This is a genomic window from Paracidovorax sp., from assembly GCF_057642795.1.
On sequence record NZ_JBXYZY010000037.1, the window covers coordinates 150601 to 173188 of the forward strand.

Sequence of the window (22588 nt, forward strand, 5' to 3'; positions counted from 1 at the left end):
CGGTGATGGCTTGTTTACAGGATGCGGCGGCCAAGGGGTAAGGGCCGACCGAGTGCGTTGTTGCCGGCGCCAACGGGCCCCACGGTGACGGATACCGAAGGGCGTACAGCCGGAGCTGGGGGCGGGGCAGAGATGGGTGCTGGTGCTGCTGCCGGCTCTTGCACGGCTGCGGCAGGGGGTGCGGACGTCCGCACCTCGACATCCACCGGAATCGCTGCAGGCGCGCTGGGCGCGGCTGGTGCCGGTGGTGGCTCCGGTGTTGCGGCTGGCTCATCGGACGGCGGCACCTGGGCCAGGGCCTGGACCGCAGCGTCTGCCGCGAAGAGATCGCCGTTGCGCTGCATCTTCTCGCGGTACATCTGCCAGTCCAGGGAAGTCCAGTTGTGCAGGCCGAGCTTGTGGGCCAGTGCCAGGTTGTAGACACTGACGTCCCAGGCCTCGTTCCGTGCACCGTTGGGCTTGCGCCATTCGCGGATGGGCCGGCCCTTGTGCCAGCGGGTGAAGGGCCGCTCCACCACCATCTGCTCGAACCAGTCGGTGTGCAGGCGGTCGTGGAAGTGCATCGCGCCCGGCCCTTCGGTGAGATGCATGCGGTTGCTCAGCCAGTCCTTCGCCACGTCGGTACCGACGGCCCAGAGTTCGGCACCGCCTGGCGTCTTCTGGCCGCCCCAGTCGATGTCCACCTTGTTCGGCGAGCTGCTGATGATGGGCTTGTTGGGGCGCGAATGGCCGTGCAGGACCACGCAGTCGAGGTGTCTGCGCTGGGAGCCGTAGTTGTACACGTCCTGCGTGTTGGCGCCGCCCGCGTCGATGGCGTAGGCGGTCATGTAGATCGGCACGCCAGAGGCATGCAGCAGCGGTGTGCGCCGGATCTCGTCCAGACGCTGCCAGACGCTGCCTGGCTCATCGGGTGGCAGGGATGGGTCGCCGCGCAGGATGATGTAGTCGAGCACCCAGTGCTGCAGGCCAGGGCCGAAGGCTTCGATCTGGACCTCCAAGCGATCAGGCTGGGTATCGGTTGACGCGAGGACGATCAACGCGGGATCGGGAACGATACGGGGGGTGTACTTCTCAGCGCGGTCGCGCAGTTCCTGCGCCGTGGTCACCTTGTCGCTGTTCTCGTAGCTGAGCGCCAGACGCGTGTTGTAGAACACCTGCATGGCGCCGTGGTCGCCGCGCTTGAGGCATTCCTTGGCATGGGCCAGTTGCCGTGCCAGGGCCAGCCAGGTGATGGCGCCGATGGGCATGTAGAACGCTGACAGCGTGAAGCTGATCGTTTCGCCATCGCCCTGCGAGGAGGCCACCCAGCGTGCCTGCCCACCGGCGGCCTCGTCGCGCAGCATGGCTGGCTTGTGGCGCTCCTCGATGTCTCCGCCGCAGTCCGGGCACGTGAACCACGCGCGATCCATGAAGCCCGTGACTTCGTCCCGGCGGTAGTGGAAGTTCTGCAGCACCAGTTCGTGCAGATGCCCGCAGTGCGGGCAAGGGACGTGGTAGCTTTCTTGCGTGCCCTTGTCGAAGAGGGTGTCGATCTTCGAGTAGCCCTTCACCGCCGGGCTGCTGGTGTAGAAGAACTTCGCGTCGTTGGCGTACTGCGTGGCTCGGGCCTCGGCCAGTTCGATAGGGTCACCCTCCCCGTCCACGTCGAGCACCAGCCGGTCGATCTCGTCCACGTAGATGTACGGCGCAGAGACCTCGGCCAGGTTGGCGGCCGAGCCGGCGGTGTTCATGTAGAGCGTGGCGTCGCCCAGAAAGTCCTTCGCCTGGACGGTGTTCCGCGAGTCCCGGCTCTTGGCCGCTGCCACGCGCTCTTTCAGCACGGGCGTGTTGCGGATCATGGTGGACACGCGGGCGGAGAACCGCTTGACCAGCGTGTCGGTGGGCTCCAGCGCCAGGATGTTGCGCGGCCGTCGGTGGACGAGCGAGCCGATCCAGTTCAGGGCCGTCTGCGTCTTGAACATCTGGGACGCAACGCGCGCTACGACGCGCTTGCACGGGTGGCCGGGCGACAGCACCTGATGCACGCGCCGCGCCGGGTAGCTGTGGTCGAAGCTGAATTTCCCGGGCTTGGCGTTGCTCTTGGGCAGCACCACGTACTCTTCCGCCCACTCGTCGCAGCGGAGTTCAGGGTCGGGGCGCAGCGCCTCGATGGCGGTGCGCACGACGAGGTCGTAGCCGTCGGCGAGGTTCATGGGCACCCCGCCTCAAGCAGTTGCTGGCGGTCTACTTCGACATCTTGCCGGTCTGCCCAGGCTTGCGCCCATACCGAGCGAGCAGTTCGGAATGCGCCTTCGCTGAGTCCCACTCCGCAGGGACGGCGATCCACAAATCGCTGCCACCCCAAGGCATAGGCGCGGTCACCAAGTGAACGCGGTAGCGCAGCACACGAAAGTGCCCTGCAGAACCGTCCTGGTCTGACACTTCGAACTCGTCCACGCCTTCCGCGACATGCTGGCTCTGGCCGTCCAGCGGACCACCGAGAAACTTGACTTCCCTCATTTCCACCTCCTGAAAGTGCTTCGATTCTGGCCGAAGCATGACGTCGCGTCAGCATGCGCCCCCCTCGGCGAACAAGCCGCCCATACCTACATGGAGCGCACGCACGCAAGCGGGATTGAGCCAGACCACCTCGGTGCGTGTCGTCGTTCCGCGACCACCGGATGCTCTCGCTTCCGTTGAGTGCATCTGCCACGTACTGAGCAGATCGGCATACAACTCGGACTGGTAGCCTGAAAGCACCACCATGCCCTGCAGCCCGGTGAGCACCTCGATCAGCTCTGCATGATCGTCGTCGCTCATCTCGTACCGATACCCGCTCTGCGAGCGGAGTTCTCGCGTGGAATGCACATAGGGCGGGTCCACAAAGTGGAGTGTTTCCGAGCTGTCATGCTGCTGCAGCACGTCGATGGCAGCGCGGTTGTCGATCAGCACCTGCTGGAAACGTTCAGCCACGTCGAGCAGGCCTGCGGGATACGAGGCCCAGTCCATCTGCGCGGTGCTGTAACGGCGCATCGTGTCGGTGCGCAGACCAGTGCTGCCCTTGACCGCCCCGGCCGAGCCGAAACCCATCTGCGCTCGGATGGCTACGCGACGGGCAATCTCCACGATGTCATCGGTGGGTTCCCATGCCAAGTCGAACTCAGCCCGCGCGTAGGGCGTCAGCGTGATGGCCTGCACAAGCCTGTCGCGCAGCTCGGGCGACTGCAGGACGCGGAAGAACGACACGATGTGACCGTCGAGATCGTTGTAGACCTCGCCGTGGCATCGAGGCTTCTGCAGGAGCACCCCCGCGGCGCCGCCGAAGACTTCGGTGTAGATCCGGTGCGCGGGGAAGAACCGCATGATCCAAGAGGCGAGGCGAAACTTGCCGCCGTGGTAGCGCAGAGCTGGGCGAGTCACTTCGGTCATGCAGCCCTCCGCATCGGAACGCGGCTGTCCCAGTTGGCCTTGATGACTGCCTTACCCAGCGGCGGCGGCACTGCGTTGCCGCACATGCGGACTTGGGTTGACTTGCTGAAGATGCGGCCATCGTGGCCCCGGTCGATGATGTAGGTGTTCGGGAAGCCGTTGGCGTTGTACAGCTCGCGCGGGGTGAGCATGCGCAGCTGGATGTCCACGATCACGTAGGGCGTACCGCGCAGCCAGACAGTCACCAGGGCGAGCCTGTCCTTGGTGGTACTGGTGGCCATCGGCTCGCGCAGGTCGCCCAGTTGCCCGCCTTGGCCGTAATACCGGATGAGGAAGGCGGCCACGCGCAGCGCACCTTCCTCGGCCTCGGGCGACAGCGTGTATTCGACCAGGGCGTGGTGTTCGCCGCCGGCCGTCATCGTCGGTACAGGCTCGCGCACGTCCTGCCCTGTACTGTGCTGGCGCAGCGTGGCAAGGTGAGCAGTGACCAGACGCTGCTGCGAGCCGCTGGCGGTGCTGGTGGACATGGGCGCTCGGGCATCGCGGCCCGGGATTTCGTTGAAGCCGCCGTTGGCCTGTTCTACGAAGGCCGTCACCGCAGCGAATTTCCCGGCACCGACTACCGTGCCCAATGGCTGCTGGGCGTCGAGTGCGCGGGGTGCCTGGCCGTCGCGCTCGCCGTAGCCCATCTGCACCAGCGAGCCTACCGCCACGGCCTGGCCGCCTCCGGAGGCGGTGACGGTGCCGACCGGATCACGCACCGAGGTATTCCCATGGCTCCAGCGCGGTGCCGCTGCGGTGCCCTGGCCGTGGCCGGCCTGGATCATGACGGGGGCCGCAAGCATCAGTTCCCCACGGTTCGCGGCAGTGATCGTGCGCGCTGGATCACGCATGTCATGCACACGCACGCTACCCTGGTGCGTCACGGGCACGATGAAGGGGTCGGCGCTGTCCAGCACGTACCGCTTCATGCCGTGCGCCACGCGGCGAAGGGTGGCGTCGGCCAGCGGCTTCTCGCGCTCGAAGATGCTGCGGCCCTGGATGCTCCAGTCGATGCATTCGGCCGCGCTGCGCCAGCGTTGCTGACCCTTCTTCGGGTGCTTGAAGTGGGTGGGCTCGGGCCAGACGATGGGAGCGCCATCACAGCGGGCCACCATGAACAAGCGGCTGCGAGTGGTCGGGGCGCCGTAGTCGGCTGCGCAGAGGATGCGGTGCTCGACCTCGTAGCCCTGGCGCTCCAGCGAGCGGACGAAGGCGCGCCAGGTCTGGCCGGCGCGCTTCGGGTCCGGCACCAGGTGCTGCTGATCGACCGGAACGCGCTCGCCGGGCTGGGCCACCGTGCCGTCCAGCTTGACCACGCGCTTCGTCTTCGGGCACCGCTTGGCGATCAGCGGCCCCCAGAGCAGGATCTGCTTGACGTTCTCGAGCGTGATGATGCGCGGGCGCTTGGTGCCGCCCCATCGCACCGCCCGCCATGCCAGCGCACGCAGGACGCGGGAGCGCGGCTGGCCGCCGCGCGCCTGGCTGTGGTGCGTGCAGTCGGGCGACAGGTGCAGCAGGCCGACGGCGCGGTCGCCGGTCACTACGCGGGGGCAGACCTCCTTCACATCCTTGCAGTAGTGGACCGTCTGCGGGTGGTTGGCCTCATGCATGCTGCAGGCGTCCGCATCGTGGTTGACGGCGATGTCCACGTGCCGGCCGATGGCCTGTTCGATGCCTTCGGACATGCCGCCGCCGCAGGCGAATTCGTCGGCGATGAGTTCGTCGGCCAGGCCGAGGAGGAATTGCGGGGATTGCATCAGGTGCTCCGTTTCGGTTGGGTGAGTTCGGTAAGCCGGATCTCGGCTGCGGCGAAGGCGGCGCGCAGCTCGTCGCTGATGACGCGCTCGATGTCGCGGGCCTCGGCCATGCCGATGACCTTCGCGGCGGCGCGCGGTGGGGTGCTCATGAGGGCGTCGCGCAGGGCGCGGAGAACGTCGAAGGTCGCGCGCTCGACGGCGTCGCGCTCCACCAGCCGCTGGGCTTCCTTGGCGTTCTCGCGCTCGGCGGCTTCGACCGCGGCGCGCTCGCGGCGGGTGCGCAGGCTTTGGTAGTCGTCGCCAGCTGCTGGAGCGTGGGCCGCAGGCCCGGCAGCGGGCAAATCCGGGCCGTTGGCCGCGGCTTCGATGGGGAGGGCAGGCGTGCCCCCAACCTGCGCAGAGGGCGCGGCTGCGCGCCCGCTGTCGCCCCGCGCGCGGGTGTTCCGCGCCCACTGGATATCCGCAACCTCGGGGTCGATCATTTCGCGCCCACCTGGCTGCGGTATCGCGGTGATTCGGCCTTCCTTGATCGCCTTGCGCACGGCCTTTTCGTCGCAGCCGCGGTGCCGGGCGTATTCGGACTTCGTCAAAAGTCGGACTGCCATCGGACTAGCCCCCGGCCTTCGGACTGTTTGCCGGACTTTTGTCCGCACCAGCCACTAACGTCCGCACGGGGGTCGAATTACCCTCTCGGCAGATCGTCGCGGGAGTACCTACAGGGGTGGGGGCTATCGAGCAACACGCGCACACAATGGCCGCGGCTGTCATGGCCGTCGTCGCCGCCGTGCTGAGTCGATCCATTTGCTTTTCCTTTTTCAAAAGAGTGAAGTGCAGTTACGCGGTTATGGGCGCGCGTAACCACGCAACCCGCGCCGCGCCTAGCGAGTTACACGGTTATGCGGTTACGCACCTCACGCACACACATACATGCACACACGCACACGCCCGCCTGCATGCCTGCACGCACACACAGGTGCGTGAGGCGCGTAACGGCATAACCGCGTAACAGGCCGCGCCGGCATTGGGTTTGGCGGTTATGCGTGCGCGTAACGGTGTAACGACTGGGGTTCAATTCGCACCTCCATCGCCATCGGGCGTATCGCCATCGTGGGAGGGGGAGCCCGAGCCATAGCCCAGGTACTTGCGCAGGGCCTCGCCGAAGTCCTTCACCGCGCCCGATGCCCACTCGGATTCCGTCAGCGCGGGGTCATCGTCCTTGGCATCGGGTGCGCGCAGCACAGGCTCTGCCACCAGCAGCACCCGCTCTGTCTTCTTCGCCGCGCCGGGCCGCGTCACGTTCATCGCCTTCACCCTGGCCGGCTTCCCCTGCCCCTCCGCAAAACGCAAGAGGGTCGGGGTGAACTGGCCCTGCTTGAACGGGTAGCGATCACCCGTTCGCTGGCACCACTTCAGGTACGCTGAATAGGCCTGCCCCACCGCGCAGGCCATGTAGGGCAGATCGAGTTCGCCGCCTGACCACTCTTCCCAGAAAAGCTCCGGCGACTTGCGGTTGATCGCAATCAGCGCCGACTTCGCTTCCGTCATGGGGGCCGGGGCGTAGGGGTGGAAGTCCTTGAGCGGATACTTGAGCAGGTAGTCGTAGAACGCCTCGGCGCCGCCGCTGTCCCGCCACTCGCCGAGCTTGCGGTAGTACTCGGGATCTTTCGCCCGGGGCGTGTACACCACCAGATAGCGCCGATCCGAGTTGTCCAGCGCCAGCGGCTGCAGCTCGTTCGAGAGGAACACGATGTTCATCTGGTTCTTCTCTTCACGCCGGCTCAGATTCTTCGGGTTGATCTGCACCGTGGGCGACGTGATGAGCGCCTTGAGCCGGTTCTTGTTGTGGACGAGTTCCGCCCTGCTGGACACCTCATCGCCCACGACGAACAGCTTGCAGCTGCGCCAGTCGTTGAACTTGTCCTCCAGCTCATCCTGGCCGACCAGGGCGCCATACTTGCCGTAGATCGCCACCATGATGTCGAAGAGGAAGTTCTTGCCCGCGCCCTCGTCGCCGTGCATCACGACCGCCGTGCGCAGCTTGGCGCCCGGGTGCTGCAGCGGGTATGCCAGCCAGCACAGCAGCCAGTGCATCACGTCGCCCGTGTCGGCTTCGTCGGCCGTGGCCCGGCTGGTCAGATAGCCGATCAGATCGAGGATGGGATCGACGTCGCCCGGCTTCGGCACCATGGCCATGCCGTCGTAGAGGTTCACGGTCGTTTCGGGGTCCGCCTTCATGGTCGGGTCGAAGACCACGTCATCCAGCCGCACGGTGCGGCGTCGTTCGCTCGCTTTCCACAGCCGCACCATGTCCGCCCCGTGGGCGTGGCCCATGTTGGCGATCTTCATGATCAGCCGCTCCGAGCCGTCCCAGACCGTGTCCGTGCCGTAGATCAGCACGAAGTGCTCGATGAGGTGATTGACCTTGCCCCAGTCGATCGTTTTCTCTTTCTTGCGGCCCTGCACCGGCTTTTCCGGCTTCTCGGCCGCATCGCCAGAATCGACCCCGGCGTCACCACCCCCATCCCCCGACTTGCGCGCAGCTGCGCTTACTTGGGGGGGCGGGGGGCCGGGCGGAATAGAGCCCGAGCCAGACGAAGATGCACTCGCGCCCTGCCCCGCGGCAGCGCCGAACGCGACGTGAACGACAGTGCTATCCAGCGGCGCTTGCGCGCCGATGGCAGGAATGGCACGCGCCTCTTCGGGCGCGTGCGGTGGGGGCGTTGGCGCCGCGCCCAATGGCCCGCTGTCCGGCGCGTCAGCCATAGTGCCTCGCCATCGCCGCGACCACGCCGTCCAGCTGCTTGCGGACTACGTCCAGCCCTTCACGGGCCTGGAGGTCGTTGAAGTCCGTGTCCTTCTCGGCCCGGGTCGCTGGCGCGAAAATGGGCCAGAGGATGTCGCATCCCTCCACCTGGCGCGCGACGGCCTTGGCCGCCTTGCGGCCCGGGTTGCTCGGCGCGCCGGACGCACGGTTCACCGTCATCCAGTCGTCGTCGGCCAGGATGAGGATGCGCGTGCGCGGGTAGAGCCGTCGCAGCAACGGCACCACGTGGGCCAGGTTGCCGGCGTCGAGGGCCACGAACACCGGCCAGCGCCGGTCGCACGCCATGCGGGCCGTCAGGCCCGTGGCAAAACCCTCCACCACCAGCAGGAGCGCCGTGGTCTCGCCATCGATGTCGCCCAGGCGCACGCTGCAACCCGGCTTGTCCATGCCTCGCTGGTAGACCTTGCCGCCATCGGGCTTGATGAACTGCAGGGCGCGCAGCGCCTGGTCGCGTGGCAGATCGAAGCGCAGCAGCGGCACCACCACCGTGCCGGCGGGCAGGCGAATGACCGTGTCCTCTTCGCCCATCTCGCCGGGCCAGCGCAGCACCATCGGCTGTAGCAGGTAGCGGCAGGTTTCGCCCTGGACACCCTTGCGATCGAGGTACGGCGACGCCCCCTCGCGCGAGGCCCTGCGCCACACGTAGATCGCCTCGGCTGCGGCGTTGGCGATCTCCACCCTCCGCTGCTCGGCCGCGGCCTCGCGCTGCTGGCGCAACTCTCGAGTCCTACGCTCGCGCTCTTCGGGGGACAGGGGCGCCCACTCGACGTCCACCTTCTGCGATGCGCCGCCACTGCGGTACGTGCCGAACGTGCCGACGATGTAGTCGCCGCCGCCCTTGTCCCGATCACGGCGGAACAGGTAGAACTTGTACCAGTCCTTCCCGCCCTTGCCGCAGGTCACGCTCTTGCGCGTGTCCAGCTTGAGAGGCAAGTCCTTCTCGCGCAGCTCGATGCCGAACTGCTGCATCTGCAGCAGCACCTGTTGGAGGTTATCCATCAGCCGCCCGCCCCGCTCACGCGGGCCAGCCGCTCCACCAGCCGCGATGCCTCGCCCATGATCGACTCCATGCGCCGCGTCAGCAGTTCCGCCTCGGTCTGCGGCTGAACCGGCACCGGGGGCGCATAGCCGGCCTCGCGCATGAAGTAGGCGGCCAGGCCGTGGAAACCATCCTCACGCGCCAGACGCATCAGCAGCAGCAGCTGCGAAGGGCTCAAGCGCTCGGCCCGATGGGGGTTCAGACAGTCGTGCAGGTAGCGCGCCGCCGTCTCGGGCGCCTTGTCGGGCCAGATCTGCGGCCCGACTTTCTTGGCGCCGCCCAGGTGCTGCACAGCAGCGCGAGCGGCGTCGAGTTCATCTTCATAGAGCAGGGTGTCAGTCAATTCATGGCTCCCAGGTCATGCTGCGCGCCGGGCCGTTCCGACAGGCTCCGACACTGTCGGAACCCGTCGGAAAGACGCGTACAGGCAAAAAAAAGAGACTCCAGGCCATGCACCACCGCAAGCCCGGAATCACTACAGAAGAAAAAGCCGCCGGCCGCCCCCGCCAAGGGAGGGAGAGGGAGGAAGGAACGCGAAGGCGAGCCACCGCTGCAAGCGGCCACGTGGCGGAAAATGCGCCCGGGGCCGCAAGAGCCCCAGGAACGAAAACGAAAGAGGAAGGAACAGCGAATGAGCCAGGAACCGCGCCATGCCACGCAGATCCCGCTGAATGCGGACACCGTGAATGCCATCGTCAACGCCCTCGGCGCGGTGGTGTTCGCCACCGTGCGACAACTGCCACCAGAGCGGCAAGCAGCGCTCGCCAACGACCTGGCGCGGTTGGCGAAGAACGAGGAGCTGCAGGGAGACGCGACCACCGAAACCATCCTGCTCGACCTGCACCGCGCAGCCGTGGCTGCGGCCAGCTGATCGCTGGGCCGAACACGACAAAGCGCTTCGACGCCTTCCATGCAACGAACGCATGTTCAAGCGAGGCTGACTCTCCCGTGCTATGCATGCATGGGCTCCCGCTGCTCGCTCGCGGCTTCGGCATCGACTGCGCTCTTCAACTCGGGCCAGATCACGTGCCAGTCTTCAGGACGCAAGTCCTGGCGCCTCACTGCGCGATGCGAGTGGAGTTCCAGCAGCGCGCACAGCTTCTCGCGCAGCGGCTGCTTCACAGAGCAGGCTTTGCGCAGGTAGCCGACCGTAGTGCCGCACTGCTTGGCATAGACCGCCTGCTCGGCGCGGTCCAGGCCGTTGAGATATGAGCGGAGCGTTTTCATACCCGCGAATATACCCGCAGGTAAACAACACCAGCAATACCCGCAGCACATTTACCAACGGGTATATCGACGCCTACAGTACTGCCATGGATTACAAGGAACACTGGCGACAGCGTCTGGCGGAGCTGCTGAAGCACACCGGCATGTCGCAGGCCGAGTTCGCAAACACGATCGACGTCCAGGCCGACTACATCTCGCGCCTGCTGTATGAGCCGGGTAAAAAGGGCAGGAAGAATCTCGGGCCGGCGACTGTCCAGAAGATCACCGCCGCATTCGGGCTGCCTCCCGGCTGGTTCGATCTCGCCCTGGGCTCAGCACTGCCCGAAGTCAAGCCGATCACCTACGCGAGCGAAAGCCTGCCCAACGAGACCCGAGGCGGCACATCGACCAAAATTGTCTGGCCCTTCAAGATCGTCACCTACTCACGCATAGAGCGGGTGCGCGAGCATTTCGCCCAGCCCGGCATGCCCTCTGCCATTGCCGAGATCGACCGGCACCTCGACATCCTCGTGAGTCGTTGGGAAGCCGAAATGACAGCAGTCAAAAGATCCGCGGCTTGAAGCCGCTGGCGCCAGGATCTACTACTTCCCAGAGCGAGCAGGCCACAGGAACTGATCTACCGATCAGCTTTCCACAGGGCACACCGCCGGCCACTGCTGAAACTCCGTCAGAGCCGAGTCCATCATCTCTACGCGCTGACCAATGAACGTGTCCAGCTCGGACGTGGACATGTCATTGCGCATGAACGCCATGATCCCCTCCAGGCCAAGATCCATCCCGCGCAGCAAGGCCTGCTGGTTGGATTTGAGGCACTTCGGCACCTCCATGACCTCCACGCCCTGCTTGATGCTCTGAAGCGTGCCCACGGGCCCGGCCAACGCAATACGTGAAGTACTTGTAGCCAAGCGCATTCCATCCATCCAGCGATCTTTCGCGACCATCAGGCTCTTGGTGGCCTGTGCCACAGCAGCTTCATGCACTGCCTTGGCCTGGCGCTTCTGGTATGCCGCCCAGCCGGCATAGCCACCCAGTGCTACCAGTAACACAAGAATCACACTCAGAACCGACACCCCACGAATACGACGCGCCTTCATCTCACTCCCCCTTCAAAGATGGGCCCATTGTTGCGGAAACGCGGGCGTTTTGATCACAGCGCCCGGCGCTGTGCTCTGGTACGTCGCCACCATTTACCCGCAGGTATTGACCTTAAGCATACCTACAGGTAAATTACCTCCACGCCCATCCCGGGCGATGGAGGCCCAATGTCCACACCCACCCTCGTAGCCCTGCGGCAGGCGCTACAAAAAGCCGAGCAGTTCATTGCCGGCTTCGAAGACGACGCGACCCGGCAATCCGCCGTCGCCCCCTTGCTCTCCGAGCTTCGCGCCCAGATTGGCCTGACGGCTCCGCTGCCCGAGGCAGCCCCGCCCGCCAAGCCCGGCCCGCAGTTGTCGGCCACCGGCCAGTTCCTGCGGGATCACTTCGCCCAGGTCAAGCTCCAGCGCCTGCTGCGGACGCTGAGCCACCTCAACGCAGGCGCCAACACCATCGGCGCCGGCATGCTGGCAACGATCAAGGCCGATGCGGAATACCTGCTGGAGCACGCCTCCGGCACGCGCCAAGCCGAAGCCGCCCAGCTGGACGCCACCAACGCGGCCAAGACCGCCATCCATCATCTGCTGCAGCGCATCCAGCGCGATCCCGCGATCGCATGGCACTTCGACCCGATCACGCGGAGCATGGAAGAACTGACCCGTGCGCACGCGCAGTTGCATGGGCTCGATGTCGAAGAGTTCCGGAAAGACTATTTCGCCACCCTCGACTTCCAGGAACCCCGCTGCGCGGGCTGCAGGAGCGCCGCATGACCGCCGCGGCCACGCTCACAAAGCCGGCGCCGCCGAAGTCGCGGCGCCCCACGCCGGCCCACTACCTTGCCAACGGCCGGCTGTACCGCGCCATCGTCAGCCTGCCCCAGCACATGTGCGACCGCGCCCGGCCGCTGCAGGAACGCTGGGTGTTCTTCGACTGCTGCAACAGCCGCCCGGCCGAGAAGCTGGAAATCTTGCTCGCCACTGTCTGGGGCACCGACACGCATGGCTGGGCCGATGCCGGCTTCATCTACAACGTGTTCGAGGCCAGCGAACTGATCGCCCAGAACGACGCCGACGACGACACCGCCCTCTTCGAGTGCGGTTGGGGCGGCGAGGGCACGCAGTACGTCTCTCCCGGCGACGTGGACTTCTTCGTCACGCCGACGGTGCGTGAGCTGCTGGAGGCTGCGCTGGCACGGGTCACGCCTGCCAAGCCGGTGGAAGGCGGTGCCGTATGAGCAACCGCCCGAACAACTACGCCCTCAGCGTGGAACTGGCTCGCTTTGCTGTCGAGCGCTTCGGCATATCTTCGCCGCAAGACATCGAAGTCCACCAGTTCGATGTACGCGACGTCACCCACACGGACCCGGCTTACACCACCGGCCCGATGGTCTGGCTCGGGTGCAGGGGCGAAGGTCGCTGGCTCTCCAACGAAGAAGCCCAGGAGGTGGGACGCGCCCTCCTGTTGGTCGCCGAGGCCCAGCTCAAGCGACTTGCGCAAGAAGGCGGTGCCGCATGACAGCCCGCAGCCTCTCCCCCGCCCAGGCCAATGTGCTGCGCGCAATCTGCCGCGGCTACTTCAACGGCGGCCGGCAGGTCTTGCGCAAGCACATCCAGACCCTGGAAGCACTCCGCAGCCGAGGGTTGATCGACGTGCACAACCAGCCGACCGACGCCGGCCGGCAGGTCTTTGCACCAACTCAGAACACAGAGGTGCGCCGCCCGGAAGTACCCCGCCTCGCCGCGCAGATCCAGGCCGCAAACCCACGGATGGGCGCGCTTGAGGCAGCAGTGCAAGCAAAGCACCTATACACAGCAAAAGCAAGGGGCACGCCATGCTGACATTCCTGATCAAGCCCCCCGGCCGCAAGCCCTACACCAAGTGCCTGCCCAGCAACGCGGCGGCCATGCAGGACGCGCAGCAGCGCTTCCCCGGCTCCGCGCCGGCGTCCGTCGTCAACCTGCGCATGACCAGCGGCCATATGGATTTCATCCCCAGCCGCACCACCGCCCGCCGCCTCGCCATCGCGGCGACGTTGACTCCCTGAACCACATAGGAATACTGAGATGACAGACCTCACCGTCAAATACTTCAGCAGCGGCATGGCCGATGCGCCCCAGATCACCAACAACTGGGGCGATCTGGTGGCGATGCTCGACGCCTGCCTCATCAACGGCTTCGGGCTCAAGGCCATCAACACGTTGACCAGGGTCGACGGCATCGCCACCGCCTCTATCGACGCTGGTCACACGTACCAGCCGAACCAGATCGTGCTGATCGCGGGTGCCGAGCAGTCGGAGTACAACGGGTCGTTCCGCATACTGGCGACGACTACCAGCACGTTCACCTTTGCGGTGACGGGAACTCCGGCGTCGCCTGCGACCACCAAGACCAACCTCACCGTGAAGGTTGCGCCGCTCGGTTGGGAAAAGCCGTTCAGCGGCACCAACAAAGGCGCATACCGCAGCAAGAACCCACAGTCGCCGCAGAACATCTTGCTTGTCGACAACGGGCTCAAGACGCCGGACTATGACACCGGCTGGGCAAAGTGGGCAAACGTCGGCATCGTGGAGGATCTCACCAGCATCGACAACATCGTCGGTGCGCAGGCCCCTTATGACCCGAACAACCCAAGGCGCAACTGGAAGCAAGTCCAGGCAAGCCAGTGGGGCTGGTACAAGTGGACCTACGCTCGCACCTCCGGCTACGAGAGCTACGGAGACAACGGCGGAGGCAACCGGAACTGGGTGCTTGTGGGAGACGACAGGCTCTTCTACCTGTTCATCACGAACGCAGCCGGTTTCAACTGGTACGGGCGTAACTGCTATTGCTTTGGCGACATCACCAGCTTCAAGCCGGGTGATGCCTATGCAACCGTGTTGTGCGCTGACGACCGCTACTTGGGCAACAGCGAATTCACAAGCTACCCGGGCCAGAACAATGGCTACGGCCTAGTGTCTTCGCTCGACTTCGCTGGCAAGCTACTGCTGCGCAATCACACCCAGTTGGGCAACCCGGTGCGCTTCGGGGTGACTTCCCTGAACACCAACAACAGCCAGCAGATCTGCGGCCGAGGCCCGATGCCGTTCCCTAACGGCCCGGACTACAGCCTATGGCTGCTGCCCACCTACGTCCGGCAAGAGGACGGCCACATGCGAGGGATGCTGCCCGGGATGCTGTGGATGCCGCAGGACCGGCCCTATCCCGATCAGACCATCATCGACAACGTCGTCGGTCAGGCGGGCAAGCGCTTCCTGCTGGTCACCACACAGTTCACCTCCGAGTTCGACGGCGCAAGGATCGCCTTCGACCTCACTGGCCCGTGGAGGTGACGATGAGCTACCCACTGTCCGAATCGTTCGCATCAGCTCCCGCACCCAGCTACACCACCGCTTTCGGCGGCATGAGCGCGACGCACAACAGCACGCAGCAATCCCTCGACATCTCGGCATCCGCCAGCCAGTCCATCCTCCGCTTCAACGAGCCTGCCCATGGCGATTTCTGGTTCGAAGCGGACCTTGAACTGCTGACAGATCCGAACGCCCGCAAACACATTGGCCTGTGGATGACCACCGGCAACGGCGCCGAGGGCTATCGATTCGCCCACCAAGACGGAGCATGGACCGTGTCGCGCTGGTTCTGGAACGGCAGCTTTGGTGACGGCGCCGCGATCTCGGCGAGCATCAACGACGGCAGCAAGCCCGTCGCAGGATCTGACGACGAGGCCCCGACCTTCAACGCTGGACAACGGATGGTTCTGCGCTGCGAAGTGATCGTCGGCGCGCTGGACGCCAACGGTGTGCCGTGGGCTCGGCTGATCCAGTTCAAGGCCGGCGGCGTAACGATTTTCCAGATCACCGATGCGACCTACCGAGGCAAGCTGATCCCCGGCGTGTTTCTCTACGACGGCACGGCGCGGGTGCATTCCATTGCCGGTGACACACCGTCCGGCCTACCGGCCTTCCCGGCAGCCATCAGCGTGACTGCCGCTGGAGACTTGAAGCGTCTCAACAGTCCCAACTCGGACTTGTGGGACAGGGCCGGCGGCTATGACTCGCACTTCCGGCCGATCCCAAACGCCCGCAGGAACATCCATTTCGGCGGCAACGGAACCATCTACGGAAGCGTCAAAGAGAAGGGGTCGCCAGACCAACCGCTCATCAGGCCTGTGCAGCTGATCAGCGAGAACACCCGCGTCCTCGTAGGAGAAACGTGGAGCGACGCCGCTGGCGCGTATCGCTTCGAGCTGCTCGACCCCGCCCAGAGCTACACCGTGATCACCTACGACTACATGAAGATGTACCGGGCCGTGATCGCGGACAACATCCGTCCGGAGATGACGCCATGAGAGCCCCGCCCATCTCCATCGATGGCCCCTACCGCAGCCGCCGTCGGCTACTGCGCGCACGCATCGCCCTGACGCTGGCCGCAGCCCTGCTGCTGGCACTTCCGTTCGCCGCCGCAGCGTTGGCGGCCTGGGCGCGAGGCTAGCCATGACCACCGCGCTGCAGCTGCGCATCCGCGGCACGGTCACCCAGGCCGTGTGCCGCACCACCACGGCCGGCCTGCCGCTGGTCGAGGTCCACCTGACCGACCCCAGCGGCCAGGAAGTGCGCGCGCGGCACACCTACCCCAGCGCCACGCCTGCCAGCCACTACGCCGCCAACGCCTTCGCACGGCGCCTGCGCGGCCAGGTGGCCGAGTTGGACGCCACAGACCCCAAGTTCCGCGCTCGCCGCATCGACTGCGAAGCCACCCACATCCGCCTGCCCTACGAGCCGGCCCCCACCCGCAAGGATCTCGAATGACCGCCCACCACCACCGCCCTTCCACGGTGACGATCACGCTCTGCGGCGATGCCCGCGGCAACGTCAGCGTACGCACCGATCTCGCCGCACCCGTCGCCGTCGGCCAGCACTTCTCCCCCGTCCAGTCCGTCGCGCTGGATCTCATCAACCAGTGCGGGCTCCGCGGCTTGCAGATCGTGCGCGGCGCAGAACACGTGCCCGCCCTGTCGTTGGCCCTGGACCTGATCAACCCCGACGTGTACGGCTGGCAGAGCACTGGCGAGATCCACGCTGCGGCCCGCAAGGTCGTGCTGCAGAGCCAGCACGCCACCGAGCCTCACACCCCGGAGTCCTCGCTGTGATCCGCAAGCCCACCCAAGAGCAGACCGATGCGCGACTGCGCCTCGCCACCATGCCGGTACGCAACAGCACCATGCGCGCGCCGTACACCGGCGCCGAGCTGCGCAGCACCAACCACCGTGCCGGCGCGCAAGACGCGGCCCGCCTGCCGAGCCGCACCTTCTACGGCATGCGCACACCAGGGGAGGCCTGACGCCATGGCCACCAAGAAGACCGACCCGCTCATCAAGCGGCACATCCGCATCAACGACGACGCCACCACGCCCAAAGGCCAACCGCTGCCCGAGGCGGGCCAGATGGGCAAGATCCTGGGCCGCACGCCAGGCGGCAAGCAGTACCAGGTTGAAGTCAACGACCGCATCGTCAACCTCACGCTCGATGCATTCACCGTCATACAGCGCGACCCCGACCCGCAGCCTGAAGAGCCCGTACCGAGCTACCCCACGATTGATCTCGATCGCATCGTGCCCAGCCAGAGCAACCGAAAGAACTTCGACGCCGAGGCGCTGCAGCTGCTTGCCGCTGGCATCAAGCTGGTGGGCGTGCTGCAGCCGCTGCTGCTGCGCCGCCTGCCGGCCTCGCGCCTGCAGGAGACCTATGAAGACCCGGCCACGCGCCACGCTACGCACGAGATCATCGCCGGGGAGCGCCGCTGGCGCGCTGCGGGCATGGCTGGACTGCGCGCTGTACCGTACCGCGAGGTCGGCGCAGATGACGCAACGGCGCTGGTCATGCAGATGCAGGAAAACATCCAGCGCGAAACCCTCACGCCGCTGGACGAGGCCCGCGGCATCGAGGAGCTGGTCAACAAGCACGGCTACACCCGCCAGGATGCCGCCGATGCCTTGGGCCTGAGCCGCACCCACGTCTACGAAGCCCAGCGCCTGCTGCAGCTTTGCCCGGAGGCCATCGCAGGCCTGCAAGCCGGCACACTTACCCGCAGCGTGGCCCTGCTGGTGGCCCAGCGCCCCACGCCCGCCCTGCAGACCGAATACACCCGGCGGGTACTCACCACCGGCCCAGATGGTGGACCGCTCAGCTACCGGAGCGCCAAAGACTTGGCCAACCGGCACTACCAGACCGACCTGGCGACCGCACCTTTCAGCCTCGCTGATGCCGAGTTGTCACCCAAGGCCGGCGCATGCCTGCAGTGCCCGCGCCGCACCGGCTTCGAGCCCGAGTTGTTCACCCAAGGCAGTGCGGACGTCTGCACCGACGTCGCTTGCTTCGGCGAGAAGAAAGAGGCCCACTTCGAGCGCCTGGCGGAACAGGCCCGCAAGAAAGGCCGCAAGGTCATCACCGGCCGCGAGGCCCGCGAGATCATGCCGACCGACGCCGGCACGCCCGATGGCTACATCCTCCTCGACAAGCCCCGCAAGGGCGACTCCGCGCCGCTGCGCCAGCTGCTGGGCAGCGACGTGCCCGAAGACAAGGTGGTGCTGATCGAGACGCCCAGCGGCAGCATGGTCGAAGCCATCTCCACACGCGCGGCCGGCGCAGCGCTGGAGAGCAAGGGCAAGGCCCCCGAGCCCGCCACCACACCCAAGGGCAAGACAGCGGCCAAGGCGGCGGAGAAGGGGCCGACGGCCGCCGAGTTGAGCGAGCAGTACCAGCGCCGCTGGCGGCGTGCCGCCATCGACCAGATCATCGAAGGCCTGCGCGTGGCGGCCGAACCTGAGGCGCTCGACGAACTGCCGCGCCAGGTCGCATACCGGGTGATCCTGACCATGGCGAACGAGACGGACGATGAAACCGTGCGCCGCGTGTTCCAGCTGTCGCCCGGCTTTTCGAGCGACACGCTGCAATCCGCCGTGGCATCGGTGGCCGAGCAGTCGCAGCGCATCCAGCACATGGTGCTGATGATGCTGGCCAGCGGCACCGACGACATGCCGCTGTACGAGCGCCCGGCCGATGAAGCCCTGCACATCGATGCCACCGCGCCCATTGCCCAGGTGGACGTCAAAGCCATCCAAGCCCAGGTGCAGTCCGACATGAAAGCGGAGGCGGCCGAGCGCGCCCAGGCCGCACAGCCGCAGGACAAAGCCAAGCCCACGCTCAAGGCGAAGGATGCGGACAAGCCGCCGAAGACGAGCAAGGCAGAGGCGCAGGCCGCCATCGCGCAGGCCATGGCCAGCGCAGAGACGGCCTCGCTGAACTCCTTCGAGCCTGGCCAGAAGGTGCGCATCAAGATCGACTTAAAGGGGCCGGCCAATGACTGGCCGCTACCCAAGCTGCTGCCCACCAAGGGCCGCACAGCCGTCATCCGCTCCAAGACCGGCGACCGCGCCTGGATGCTCGACCTGCCCGTCGATCCGAAAGCCGAGGAGACCGACATGGTGGAGCGCTGGTGCCTCATCGCCGACTACACCGAGTTGGAGGCCCTGTGATGCCCACGGCCCGCCACTCCTGCGCCAGTTGCCAGCACTGGAAACGCGAAGACCAGGCCCCCATGAACGCGCACGGGCTGCACCCGTGCGCGCACGGCCAGCCCTGGACGTACCGACCGCCCCAGCACAGCTGCCGCCAGTGGGCCAAGCGCACCACTGCCACTCAAGCCCCCACCGCATCGGAGACCCAGCCATGACCCACAAGATCTGCAATTACTGCGAAACCGTCCAGCACTGCAGCCAGCACGGCTGCATCCCCTCCGTGCCGGCCGCGACCGGAAAGATGGCCCGCGAGGCGATCGACCGCGCTGCGCATTACGCCATCGATTCCGACCTGCTCGCGCCTGCGGACTGGGAAGCCGCTGGTCTGTACGACTTCGCCCATGCCCTGACGGGCGGCATCAGCGTGGTGGACGATTTGCGCACGCTGGTGACCCGACTCGTCCGCGCGCTTCGCCAGGCCGCCCCGGGCAACGATCTTGCAGACAAGGCCACGGACTACTTGCGACGTCACGGTCTCGCAGGGTCGCCTTTCCGGGGTGACGCATCGCCGGCTCCGACTGGGCACATCACCCAGCCCTACACCGTGAGCGAGATCCAAGAGCGCATAGCAAGCGGCGACTACAACGCCGAGCTGCTTCTGCAGCACGCAATGGTGCATCTTGAGGCAGGAGCGGGCGCCCCCACGGGCGTGCAGTTGTCCTGCTCACGTGCTGGCCGCATCTACGTTGCCGGCCCGATGACCGGGTTTTCGGACTTCAATTTCCCCGTCTTCAATTCGGCTGCCGCAGAACTGCGCGGAAAGGGCCTGCAGGTCGTTAACCCAGCAGAACACGGGATCATCGACGGCGCCGAGTGGGCCGACTATCTCCACTACGATCTGGGCCGACTAGCTACGTGCTCCACGATCCACCTCCTCCCAGGCTGGAGCAAGTCACGGGGCGCGGCGCTGGAGGCCCTGTGCGCATACACGCTGGGCATGCGTTTCGACTACGCCCAAGGCGCCGAGCGTGTGCAGCTGGTGGATGCGCTACATGTCGTCCAGTCGTTGGCCAGCGGCGCACCTACTGGACTTGAGCGGGGCAAGCACGTCCCGACTGCAGCCGTCCGCGACGTGCTCATCGAGCGTCAGCGGCAGATCATCATCGAGGGCTGGACGCCTGACCACGACGACAAGCATGGCGGCGGAGAAATTGCGGCTGCCGCAGGTTGCTACGCCCTCTTCAGCGACACCCATCCCATCGCAGGCCAGTGCCCAGGCGAATGGCCTTGGAATGCCTCGTCGTGGAAGCCCACTCACTACCGCCGCGACCTAGTCAAGGCCGGTGCGCTGATCATCGCCGAGCTGGAGCGGCTCGACAGAGCTTCCGCATGTGACCGTGGTGCCATACCCGCGCGCAACGCCAACCCCGGCCCAACTGCTGGCATGAACATGGGCGAGCGCATTCTCTATGCCGGCGGACGCAACAACGCAGCCGGCAACGTGGAATTCGACGGCATTGAGGCAGTACAAGCACTGGTGGATCAGCTGTTGCGTGATCTACAGGACTGCACCGCAGTCGTGGTTGATCTGCCCTCCTCCGCCGCCCGGGGCCAGAAAGGCGGTGCATGATGGGCCTTCCTCGCTTCCGACCGCCGCCGCCCAGGCAGCACCAAACGCCCGCCATCGATCTGATGCGCAAGGCCCAGCTGCGCCACACGCGCATCACCGAGCACGAGATCCGCGAGACGATGGACTCCGTGCAGATCTGTGCCACACGCCTGCGTGAGGGCGTGGCCACCGAGCTGCAGGTGCAGGTGCTGCGCAGCACGATGGACATCGCGCTGGAGATCGAGAACCAGAAGTTCGTGCGCGGCATGCGCGGCCACTTCGAAGCAGCCATCGTCGCCCTGCTCAGCATCACCACCCGCGCCGAGGCCTCCGGCACTTGGCGACCGACCCCGCTGCACTGGTACGAGATGGACGCCATCACCAGCGCGATCGACCTGCACGACCACCAGCTGCGGCAACTCACCGCCGCCGAACTGCACAAGGCCACGCAGCGTGTCATCGCCCGAACCCAGAGCCAGGGCGGCGGCCATCTGCGCATCGTCACCCCTACCGACCTCACAGCAGGGAGCGCCACATGATCCCAGCCCTCAGCATCCGCCAGCCCTGGGCCTGGCTCATCGTCAACGGCCACAAGGACATCGAGAACCGCGACTGGCCCACGAACTTTCGGGGCCAGCTGCTGGTGCATGCCGGCGTCACGATGTCCCGCCGCTACTACGACAGCACCGTCGGCGAGTTGGAACTCTCGGGCCTTCTGCCCCGCGACATGCCGGCCTATGAAGACCTGCAGCGCGGCGGCTTCGTGGGCTGGACGCGCGTTGTGGACTGCGTGACGTCGCACCCCTCGCCCTGGAAGATGGAGAACCCTTTCGGCGACCCGATCTACGGCTTCGTGCTGCGCGACAGCCGCCCCATGCCCTTCGTGCCATGGAAGGGGCGGCTGGGCTTCTTCAACGTGCCCAAGGAGGCGATCCCATCATGAGCGCGAACAGCAAGATCGAATGGTGCGACCACACCTTCAACCCGTGGATCGGCTGCCAGAAAGTGTCGCCGGCCTGCCTGCGCTGCTACGCGGAGAAAAGCACGCCGGTACGCGTGCTGCGCGCCAAGGGCATGGAGACGTGGGGCGTGCATGCGCCACGCCACCGCACCAGTCCGGCCGCCTGGGGAGCCGTTAAGCGCTGGGACGCAGCGCACGAAGCGTTCTACGCCGAACATGGTCGCCGGCAGCGCGTGTTCTGCGCGTCCCTCGCCGACGTGTTCGACAACGCCGTGCCTGCGCAGTGGCGCCGCGATCTGTTCGACCTGATCCAGGCCACGCCCCACTTGGACTGGCTGCTGCTGACCAAGCGGATCGGGAACGCTCGCAGCATGTACGCGGACGCCTATCTTGATTCCGCTCGCCCCTGGCCGGCGAACGTCTGGATCGGCGCCACTGTCGTGAGCCAAGAGGAGGCCGACCGCGACGTCCCGAAGCTGCTGGCCGTGCCGGCCCGCGTGCGGTTCCTGTCCATGGAACCGCTTCTGGAATCCGTGATCATCTGGCGCTGGGCTGCGCAGCACTGCGAGCGCCATGCCGGGCCGCTGGATGCTGACGGCAAGTGCCCAGTGTGCGAGAGCCGCGGCATCTGGGGAATGCTTGGTGATCCCGGACTGGCCGAGCACGAGAAGGCGCCCATCCGCCGCGGCCTGGATTGGGTGATTGTTGGTGGAGAGAGCGGCCCCGGCGCGCGCCCCATGCATCCGGACTGGGCCCGCAGCCTCCGTGACCAGTGCGCTGCGGCCGGCGTGCCGTTCTTCTTCAAGCAGTGGGGCGAATGGCAGGAACTCGATACAGGCATGCAAACGCCGCTGGTAGCCAAGCATGGCGACGACGAGTTCTACGACGCTGCCATGGAACATGACGGATTTCTCAGCGCGGACGGCCACTTTGTGGATCACGTCGACCTGTTGCACGACGACGTACCGTATCGCGGCCTTGTTCGCAAAGGCAAGAAGGCCGCCGGCCGCGCGCTCGACGGCCGCACACACGACGAGTTCCCGTCATGAAACGCGGCCTCTCGCAGCAGGAAGCCATGGCCTACGTCGGGGTCAAGCGCCGCACGTGGGAGGC

28 protein-coding genes are annotated in these 22588 nt (G+C 66.1%); 18 read left to right on the forward strand and 10 right to left on the reverse strand.

Annotated elements, in window-relative coordinates:
* Positions 1–14: 14 nt before the first annotated feature.
* From AC3A84_RS15270 to AC3A84_RS15305, 8 genes are all read right to left on the reverse strand, one after another.
* On the reverse strand, positions 15–2192 hold the full coding sequence (locus tag AC3A84_RS15270; RefSeq protein WP_487970871.1) for a phage terminase large subunit family protein: 2178 nt from the start codon (positions 2190–2192) through the stop codon (positions 15–17).
* 31 nt (positions 2193–2223) lie between these two features.
* Positions 2224–2499, reverse strand: a complete 276-nt coding sequence (locus AC3A84_RS15275) for a hypothetical protein (RefSeq protein WP_487970873.1) — start codon at positions 2497–2499, stop codon at positions 2224–2226.
* Between the two features lie 48 nt (positions 2500–2547).
* Positions 2548–3408 (reverse strand): DNA adenine methylase, encoded by an 861-nt coding sequence (locus tag AC3A84_RS15280; RefSeq protein ID WP_487970875.1) that lies wholly within the window; start codon positions 3406–3408, stop codon positions 2548–2550.
* Entirely contained in the window at positions 3405–5207 is a 1803-nt protein-coding gene (locus AC3A84_RS15285) for a DNA cytosine methyltransferase (protein WP_487970877.1), read from the reverse strand. Before AC3A84_RS15285 ends, AC3A84_RS15280 begins: the two co-directional genes overlap by 4 nt.
* Positions 5207–5797 carry a hypothetical protein gene (locus AC3A84_RS15290; protein WP_487970879.1) on the reverse strand — a complete coding sequence of 197 codons (591 nt, stop codon included), beginning with the start codon at positions 5795–5797 and terminating at the stop codon, positions 5207–5209. The genes AC3A84_RS15285 and AC3A84_RS15290 overlap by 1 nt, the downstream gene beginning before the upstream one ends.
* A 478-nt stretch (positions 5798–6275) precedes the next feature.
* On the reverse strand, positions 6276–7970 hold the full coding sequence (locus AC3A84_RS15295; RefSeq protein WP_487970881.1) for a DUF5906 domain-containing protein: 1695 nt from the start codon (positions 7968–7970) through the stop codon (positions 6276–6278).
* A complete protein-coding gene (locus AC3A84_RS15300; protein ID WP_487970883.1) occupies positions 7963–9030 on the reverse strand; it encodes a toprim domain-containing protein in 1068 nt (355 codons plus the stop codon). The genes AC3A84_RS15295 and AC3A84_RS15300 overlap by 8 nt, the downstream gene beginning before the upstream one ends.
* Positions 9030–9413, reverse strand: coding sequence for a hypothetical protein (locus tag AC3A84_RS15305; RefSeq protein WP_487970885.1), 384 nt, complete (start codon positions 9411–9413; stop codon positions 9030–9032). The genes AC3A84_RS15300 and AC3A84_RS15305 overlap by 1 nt, the downstream gene beginning before the upstream one ends.
* 288 nt (positions 9414–9701) lie before the next feature.
* On the opposite strand from AC3A84_RS15305, the gene AC3A84_RS15310 reads away from it, so the two are divergent.
* Positions 9702–9941 carry a hypothetical protein gene (locus AC3A84_RS15310; RefSeq protein ID WP_487970887.1) on the forward strand — a complete coding sequence of 80 codons (240 nt, stop codon included), beginning with the start codon at positions 9702–9704 and terminating at the stop codon, positions 9939–9941.
* Between the two features lie 80 nt (positions 9942–10021).
* On the opposite strand, the gene AC3A84_RS15315 is transcribed toward AC3A84_RS15310, so the two are convergent.
* Positions 10022–10297, reverse strand: a complete 276-nt coding sequence (locus AC3A84_RS15315; protein ID WP_487970889.1) for a Cro/Cl family transcriptional regulator — start codon at positions 10295–10297, stop codon at positions 10022–10024.
* Between the two features lie 86 nt (positions 10298–10383).
* On the opposite strand from AC3A84_RS15315, the gene AC3A84_RS15320 reads away from it, so the two are divergent.
* Positions 10384–10857: a helix-turn-helix domain-containing protein gene (locus AC3A84_RS15320; RefSeq protein WP_487970891.1), complete on the forward strand. Its 474-nt coding sequence runs from the start codon at positions 10384–10386 to the stop codon at positions 10855–10857.
* Positions 10858–10920: 63 nt separating this feature from the next.
* Here the strand turns inward: AC3A84_RS15320 and AC3A84_RS15325 are convergent, their stop codons facing one another.
* Positions 10921–11391, reverse strand: coding sequence for a hypothetical protein (locus tag AC3A84_RS15325; RefSeq protein ID WP_487970893.1), 471 nt, complete (start codon positions 11389–11391; stop codon positions 10921–10923).
* A gap of 168 nt (positions 11392–11559) precedes the next feature.
* Between AC3A84_RS15325 and AC3A84_RS15330 the strand changes: the two genes are divergently transcribed.
* From AC3A84_RS15330 to AC3A84_RS15405, 16 genes are all read left to right on the forward strand, one after another.
* A complete protein-coding gene (locus AC3A84_RS15330) occupies positions 11560–12162 on the forward strand; it encodes a hypothetical protein (protein WP_487970894.1) in 603 nt (200 codons plus the stop codon).
* Positions 12159–12626: a hypothetical protein gene (locus AC3A84_RS15335; RefSeq protein WP_487970895.1), complete on the forward strand. Its 468-nt coding sequence runs from the start codon at positions 12159–12161 to the stop codon at positions 12624–12626. The genes AC3A84_RS15330 and AC3A84_RS15335 overlap by 4 nt, the downstream gene beginning before the upstream one ends.
* Positions 12623–12907 (forward strand): hypothetical protein, encoded by a 285-nt coding sequence (locus AC3A84_RS15340; protein WP_487970896.1) that lies wholly within the window; start codon positions 12623–12625, stop codon positions 12905–12907. The genes AC3A84_RS15335 and AC3A84_RS15340 overlap by 4 nt, the downstream gene beginning before the upstream one ends.
* Entirely contained in the window at positions 12904–13230 is a 327-nt protein-coding gene (locus AC3A84_RS15345; RefSeq protein WP_487970897.1) for a hypothetical protein, read from the forward strand. Before AC3A84_RS15340 ends, AC3A84_RS15345 begins: the two co-directional genes overlap by 4 nt.
* Positions 13224–13436 carry a hypothetical protein gene (locus AC3A84_RS15350; RefSeq protein ID WP_487970898.1) on the forward strand — a complete coding sequence of 71 codons (213 nt, stop codon included), beginning with the start codon at positions 13224–13226 and terminating at the stop codon, positions 13434–13436. The genes AC3A84_RS15345 and AC3A84_RS15350 overlap by 7 nt, the downstream gene beginning before the upstream one ends.
* Before the next feature lie 19 nt (positions 13437–13455).
* Complete coding sequence (locus AC3A84_RS15355; RefSeq protein ID WP_487970899.1) at positions 13456–14721, forward strand: hypothetical protein; 1266 nt, start codon at positions 13456–13458, stop codon at positions 14719–14721.
* Between the two features lie 2 nt (positions 14722–14723).
* Positions 14724–15737, forward strand: coding sequence for a hypothetical protein (locus AC3A84_RS15360; protein ID WP_487970900.1), 1014 nt, complete (start codon positions 14724–14726; stop codon positions 15735–15737).
* The gene (locus AC3A84_RS15365) at positions 15734–15880 is read left to right on the forward strand and encodes a hypothetical protein (protein ID WP_487970901.1); all 147 of its coding nucleotides are present in this window, start codon (positions 15734–15736) and stop codon (positions 15878–15880) included. The genes AC3A84_RS15360 and AC3A84_RS15365 overlap by 4 nt, the downstream gene beginning before the upstream one ends.
* A 2-nt stretch (positions 15881–15882) precedes the next feature.
* Positions 15883–16197: a hypothetical protein gene (locus tag AC3A84_RS15370; protein WP_487970902.1), complete on the forward strand. Its 315-nt coding sequence runs from the start codon at positions 15883–15885 to the stop codon at positions 16195–16197.
* The gene (locus tag AC3A84_RS15375) at positions 16194–16538 is read left to right on the forward strand and encodes a hypothetical protein (protein WP_487970903.1); all 345 of its coding nucleotides are present in this window, start codon (positions 16194–16196) and stop codon (positions 16536–16538) included. The genes AC3A84_RS15370 and AC3A84_RS15375 overlap by 4 nt, the downstream gene beginning before the upstream one ends.
* The gene (locus AC3A84_RS15380; RefSeq protein WP_487970904.1) at positions 16535–16729 is read left to right on the forward strand and encodes a hypothetical protein; all 195 of its coding nucleotides are present in this window, start codon (positions 16535–16537) and stop codon (positions 16727–16729) included. Before AC3A84_RS15375 ends, AC3A84_RS15380 begins: the two co-directional genes overlap by 4 nt.
* A 4-nt stretch (positions 16730–16733) precedes the next feature.
* Positions 16734–18923 (forward strand): ParB/RepB/Spo0J family partition protein, encoded by a 2190-nt coding sequence (locus tag AC3A84_RS15385; protein ID WP_487970905.1) that lies wholly within the window; start codon positions 16734–16736, stop codon positions 18921–18923.
* 193 nt (positions 18924–19116) lie between these two features.
* Positions 19117–20535: a DUF4406 domain-containing protein gene (locus AC3A84_RS15390; RefSeq protein ID WP_487970906.1), complete on the forward strand. Its 1419-nt coding sequence runs from the start codon at positions 19117–19119 to the stop codon at positions 20533–20535.
* Positions 20532–21053 (forward strand): hypothetical protein, encoded by a 522-nt coding sequence (locus AC3A84_RS15395; RefSeq protein WP_487970907.1) that lies wholly within the window; start codon positions 20532–20534, stop codon positions 21051–21053. Before AC3A84_RS15390 ends, AC3A84_RS15395 begins: the two co-directional genes overlap by 4 nt.
* On the forward strand, positions 21050–21457 hold the full coding sequence (locus tag AC3A84_RS15400) for an ASCH domain-containing protein (RefSeq protein ID WP_487970908.1): 408 nt from the start codon (positions 21050–21052) through the stop codon (positions 21455–21457). Before AC3A84_RS15395 ends, AC3A84_RS15400 begins: the two co-directional genes overlap by 4 nt.
* Positions 21454–22524, forward strand: coding sequence for a phage Gp37/Gp68 family protein (locus AC3A84_RS15405; RefSeq protein WP_487970909.1), 1071 nt, complete (start codon positions 21454–21456; stop codon positions 22522–22524). The genes AC3A84_RS15400 and AC3A84_RS15405 overlap by 4 nt, the downstream gene beginning before the upstream one ends.
* Positions 22525–22588 lie beyond the last annotated feature (64 nt).

What these genes read in the sequence shown, in the direction of transcription:
- AC3A84_RS15270 (WP_487970871.1), bottom strand. Translation starts at nt 2,192, where the DNA reads ATGAACCTCGCCGACGGCTACGACCTCGTCGTGCGCACCGCCATCGAG.
- AC3A84_RS15275 (WP_487970873.1), bottom strand. Translation starts at nt 2,499, where the DNA reads ATGAGGGAAGTCAAGTTTCTCGGTGGTCCGCTGGACGGCCAGAGCCAG.
- AC3A84_RS15295 (WP_487970881.1), bottom strand. Translation starts at nt 7,970, where the DNA reads ATGGCTGACGCGCCGGACAGCGGGCCATTGGGCGCGGCGCCAACGCCC.
- AC3A84_RS15335 (WP_487970895.1), top strand. Translation starts at nt 12,159, where the DNA reads ATGACCGCCGCGGCCACGCTCACAAAGCCGGCGCCGCCGAAGTCGCGG.
- AC3A84_RS15370 (WP_487970902.1), top strand. Translation starts at nt 15,883, where the DNA reads ATGACCACCGCGCTGCAGCTGCGCATCCGCGGCACGGTCACCCAGGCC.
- AC3A84_RS15315 (WP_487970889.1), bottom strand. Translation starts at nt 10,297, where the DNA reads ATGAAAACGCTCCGCTCATATCTCAACGGCCTGGACCGCGCCGAGCAG.
- AC3A84_RS15400 (WP_487970908.1), top strand. Translation starts at nt 21,050, where the DNA reads ATGATCCCAGCCCTCAGCATCCGCCAGCCCTGGGCCTGGCTCATCGTC.
- AC3A84_RS15365 (WP_487970901.1), top strand. Translation starts at nt 15,734, where the DNA reads ATGAGAGCCCCGCCCATCTCCATCGATGGCCCCTACCGCAGCCGCCGT.
- AC3A84_RS15310 (WP_487970887.1), top strand. Translation starts at nt 9,702, where the DNA reads ATGAGCCAGGAACCGCGCCATGCCACGCAGATCCCGCTGAATGCGGAC.
- AC3A84_RS15340 (WP_487970896.1), top strand. Translation starts at nt 12,623, where the DNA reads ATGAGCAACCGCCCGAACAACTACGCCCTCAGCGTGGAACTGGCTCGC.
- AC3A84_RS15320 (WP_487970891.1), top strand. Translation starts at nt 10,384, where the DNA reads ATGGATTACAAGGAACACTGGCGACAGCGTCTGGCGGAGCTGCTGAAG.
- AC3A84_RS15345 (WP_487970897.1), top strand. Translation starts at nt 12,904, where the DNA reads ATGACAGCCCGCAGCCTCTCCCCCGCCCAGGCCAATGTGCTGCGCGCA.
- AC3A84_RS15360 (WP_487970900.1), top strand. Translation starts at nt 14,724, where the DNA reads ATGAGCTACCCACTGTCCGAATCGTTCGCATCAGCTCCCGCACCCAGC.
- AC3A84_RS15395 (WP_487970907.1), top strand. Translation starts at nt 20,532, where the DNA reads ATGATGGGCCTTCCTCGCTTCCGACCGCCGCCGCCCAGGCAGCACCAA.
- AC3A84_RS15405 (WP_487970909.1), top strand. Translation starts at nt 21,454, where the DNA reads ATGAGCGCGAACAGCAAGATCGAATGGTGCGACCACACCTTCAACCCG.
- AC3A84_RS15375 (WP_487970903.1), top strand. Translation starts at nt 16,194, where the DNA reads ATGACCGCCCACCACCACCGCCCTTCCACGGTGACGATCACGCTCTGC.
- AC3A84_RS15390 (WP_487970906.1), top strand. Translation starts at nt 19,117, where the DNA reads ATGACCCACAAGATCTGCAATTACTGCGAAACCGTCCAGCACTGCAGC.
- AC3A84_RS15385 (WP_487970905.1), top strand. Translation starts at nt 16,734, where the DNA reads ATGGCCACCAAGAAGACCGACCCGCTCATCAAGCGGCACATCCGCATC.
- AC3A84_RS15330 (WP_487970894.1), top strand. Translation starts at nt 11,560, where the DNA reads ATGTCCACACCCACCCTCGTAGCCCTGCGGCAGGCGCTACAAAAAGCC.
- AC3A84_RS15325 (WP_487970893.1), bottom strand. Translation starts at nt 11,391, where the DNA reads ATGAAGGCGCGTCGTATTCGTGGGGTGTCGGTTCTGAGTGTGATTCTT.
- AC3A84_RS15300 (WP_487970883.1), bottom strand. Translation starts at nt 9,030, where the DNA reads ATGGATAACCTCCAACAGGTGCTGCTGCAGATGCAGCAGTTCGGCATC.
- AC3A84_RS15280 (WP_487970875.1), bottom strand. Translation starts at nt 3,408, where the DNA reads ATGACCGAAGTGACTCGCCCAGCTCTGCGCTACCACGGCGGCAAGTTT.
- AC3A84_RS15355 (WP_487970899.1), top strand. Translation starts at nt 13,456, where the DNA reads ATGACAGACCTCACCGTCAAATACTTCAGCAGCGGCATGGCCGATGCG.
- AC3A84_RS15350 (WP_487970898.1), top strand. Translation starts at nt 13,224, where the DNA reads ATGCTGACATTCCTGATCAAGCCCCCCGGCCGCAAGCCCTACACCAAG.
- AC3A84_RS15285 (WP_487970877.1), bottom strand. Translation starts at nt 5,207, where the DNA reads ATGCAATCCCCGCAATTCCTCCTCGGCCTGGCCGACGAACTCATCGCC.